We start from the raw sequence: 3,873 nt of genomic DNA, 5'->3' as shown, positions 1-3,873 counted from the left end.
GTGGTGGGTGGTGCCGTCGGGGGCAAGGTCGGGTTCTTGTTCTCGGGTCAGGGTTCGCAGCGGTTGGGGATGGGGCGTGAGCTGTACGCGGCGTACCCGGTGTTCGCTGCGGCGTACGACGAGGTGTGCACGCTTCTGGATGCGCCGGTCGATGTCGACGCGGAGGAGTTGAACCAGACGGGTTCGACGCAGCCGGCGTTGTTCGCTGTCGAGGTCGCCCTGTTCCGGCTTCTCGAATCGTGGGGCATCCGGCCGGATTATGTGGCTGGTCATTCGGTGGGTGAGATCGCGGCCGCGCATGTGGCGGGTGTGTTGTCGCTCGAGGACGCGGCGAAACTGGTGTCGGCGCGTGCCGCGTTGATGCAGGCCCTGCCCGCCGGCGGCGCCATGGTCGCTGTCCAGGCCACCGAGGACGAGGTACTGCCCTACCTGAGCGACGAGGTCGGCGTCGCGGCGATCAACGGGCCTCGGTCGGTCGTGGTTTCCGGTGCGGAGGACGCGGTCGTCGCCATCGGTGAGGTCTTCGCCGGTCAGGGTCGTAGGACGTCCCGTCTGAAGGTCAGTCACGCGTTTCATTCGCCGTTGATGGATCCGATGCTGGAGGACTTCGCGGAGGTCGTCGGCGGTCTGGTTTTCGACGAGCCGCGGATCCCGGTGGTCTCGAACCTCACCGGCCGCCTGGCCGAGCCGTACACGCCCGAGTACTGGGTGCGGCACGTGCGTGAGGCGGTCCGCTTCGCCGACGGTGTGCGGACCCTGCACGAGCTGGGTGTGAGCACGTTCGTGGAGATCGGCCCCGGCGGTGTCCTCAGCGCCCTTGCCGAAGGCTGCTTTGACGACGGCACAGACATCGTCACCGTCCCCGCCCTGCGCGCCGACCGCCCCGAGCCGTACGCCCTCGTCACCGCCCTGGGGCGGCTGCACACCCACGGCATCTCCCCGGACTGGCAGGGGCTGTTCCCCGGCGCCCGGCACGTCGACCTGCCCACGTACGCCTTTCAGCGCGAGCGCTACTGGCTCGATGTTCCCCAGACGTCCGGTGACGTCCGGGCCGCCGGCCTGGAGGCGGCGGACCATCCGCTGCTCGGTGCCGCGATTGCGACGGCCGACAGCAACGGGATCCTGCTCACCGGACTGATTTCTCTCAAAACCCACCCGTGGCTCGCCGACCACGCCGTGAACGGGACCGTTCTGCTGCCCGGCACCGCGTTCGTCGAGTTGGCGATCCGGGCGGGCGACGAGACGGGATGCGGCTGGGTCGAAGACCTCACCCTCGAGCTTCCCCTGGTCGTGCCCGAGCGCGGTGGCGTCACCCTTCAGGTGGCTGTCGGTCCGGAGGACGAGTCCGGCCGGCGGCAGCTGAGCGTGCACTCGCGCGTCGACGACGGTTCGTGGCTGCGACACGCGACGGGTGTGCTGTCCTCGGCAGAGGCACCGTTTGCTGCGGACCTCGGCGCGTGGCCGCCGGCGGGTGCGGATGCCGTCGACCTGACCGGGTTCTACGAGGGCATGGCCGCTGCGGGCCTGGACTATGGCCCGGTCTTCCAGGGGCTGCGCTCGGTGTGGCGCGCCGGGGACGACGTCTTCGCCGAGGTCGAGCTGCCGGACGAGTCGGCTGCCGAGGCAGCGGAGTTCGCCCTGCACCCGGCGCTGCTGGACGCCGCCCTGCACGCAGTGGCCGCCGGTGGGCTGGTGGCGCTGGACGAGGGCCCGGTCCTGCCGTTCGCGTGGTCCGGCGTCGCCGTGCAGGCCGCCGGTGCGGCGATGGCGCGGGTGAAACTGTCGCGCACGGCCACCGGTTCGTTGAGGCTCGCCGTAGCCGATGGCACCGGTGACCCGGTGGCCTCGGTCGAGTCGCTGTCGTTGCGGGCCGTCTCGGCGGAGCAATCGCGCGGTGCAGGTGGCGGCGATCAGCTGTTCGCGCTGGAGTGGACGCCGTTCACCCTTCCCTCCGCCACCGACGCGCCGGTGATCGAGACTGTCGCGGACTTCGACGCACTGCGGGAGTCGGAAGGGGCACCGGACGTCGTCGTCGTTCCGTGCCCGGCGGGGTCCGGTACGCAGACCGCCGACCGTGTGCGCAGCGTCGCGAGTGAGGTTCTGGGGTTGGTGCAGTGGTGGTTGGCGGAGGAGCGTCCGGGGTGTCTGGTGCTGGTGACGCGTCCGGGCGATCTGGCTCATGCTGCGGTGTGGGGGCTCGTGCGGTCAGCGCAGTCGGAGAACCCGGACCGGATCGTGTTGGTGGAGGCCGAGGACACCGATGAGGCGGTCGGTGTGCTGCCCGCCGTGCTCGCTTCCGGTGAGCCGCAGTTCGCGGTCCGCGACGGGGAGGTGTTCGTACCGCGCCTGGTGAAGGCCACCGGGACCGCCACCGGCACGCCGGACTTCGGCTCCGGCACCGTCCTGCTGACCGGCGCGTCCGGTGCGCTGGGCGGGCTGTTCGCCCGGCACCTGGTCGCCGAGCACGGTGTGCGCAGTCTGCTGCTGCTCAGCCGTCGCGGCGCGGACGCACCCGGTGCGGTCGAGCTGGAGGCCGAACTGGCCGCGTGGGGCGCCGAGGTGCGTTGGGAGGCCTGCGACGTGGCCGATCGGGACGCCCTCGCCGAGGTGCTGTCCGGCACGCCGGTGACGGCCGTGGTGCACACGGCCGGCGTCCTCGACGACGGAGTGATCGCCGCGCTCACCCCGGAGCGCATGGAGAAGGTGCTGCGCCCGAAGACCGACGCCGTGCTCAATCTCCATGAACTGACGAGCGACCTGTCGGCGTTCGTCGTCTTCTCCTCGGTGTCCGGAATCCTGGGCAGTGCGGGACAGGGCAACTACGCGGCGGCGAACACCTTCCTCGACGCCTTCGCCGAAGCACGCCGCGCCCGGGGGCTCCCCGCCACGTCGCTGGCATGGGGCCTGTGGGAGCAGGGCAGTGGCATGGCCGACCGGCTCGACCAGGCGGACCTCGCCCGGCTCAAGCGGGTGGGCCTGGCCCCTATGGCCGTCGACGAAGGACTGCGGCTGTTCGACGCGGCACTGGCCCTGGACCGGGCCGTCGTCGCCCCGCTGAGGCTGGACCTGGGCGGGCCGCAGGGCACGGTGCCGCCGGTCCTGCGAGGGCTGCGCGGCCCGGTACGGGGCACCGCGCGGCGCACGGCGAGGACCGCGCCGAAGGGATCGCTGGGCCGGCGGCTGGCCGGGCTGTCCGAGGTCGAGCGCGAGCAGGTGGTGCTGGACCTGGTGCGTACCGAGGTCGCCGCCGTGCTCGGCCACGCCTCGGCCCAGGCCGTCCAGCCGGAACACGCGTTCCAGGACGCCGGTTTCGACTCGCTCACCTCGGTGGAACTGCGCAACCGGCTGAACACGGCGACCGGGCTGCGGCTCCCCGCGACCATGGTCTTCGACCACCCCACGCCCGTCGCGCTCTCCCGCTTCCTGCTCGCCGAGACACTGGGCGTCCAGGAGCAGTCCGAGGCCGCGGTCGCCGCGGTGACCGGAACGGCGGACGAGCCGATCGCGATCGTGGGCATGGCCTGCCGGTTTCCCGGTGACGTGCGGTCGCCCGAAGACCTGTGGCGCCTCGTCGCCTCCGGCGGCGACGCGGTCTCGGGATTCCCCGAGAACCGCGGCTGGGACGTCGAGAACCTCTACGACCCGGACCCCGACCGCTCCGGCAAGTCCTACGTGCGCCACGGCGGCTTCCTCCACGAGGCTGCCGAGTTCGACCCGGCTTTCTTCGGGATCTCGCCGCGTGAGGCGCTGGCGATGGACCCGCAGCAGCGGTTGCTGTTGGAGACGTCGTGGGAGGCGTTCGAGCGGGCCGGGATCGACCCGGCGACGGTACGGGGCAGCAGGACCGGTGTCTTCGCCGGCGTGATGTACCAC

At 71.7% G+C, this 3,873-nt stretch carries 1 protein-coding gene; it reads left to right on the top strand.

The window, feature by feature from the left end; all coding sequences use genetic code 11:
* The coding region (locus tag ACFYW8_RS44425; protein ID WP_389093825.1) for an SDR family NAD(P)-dependent oxidoreductase at window positions 1-3,873 on the top strand (3,873 nt) is incomplete at both ends.

The organism is Streptomyces sp. NPDC002742, from assembly GCF_042888885.1.
Taxonomy (GTDB): Bacteria; Actinomycetota; Actinomycetes; order Streptomycetales; family Streptomycetaceae; genus Streptomyces.
Note: the sequence above shows the minus strand (reverse complement) of the source record. Positions and strands in the feature narration are given on the sequence as shown.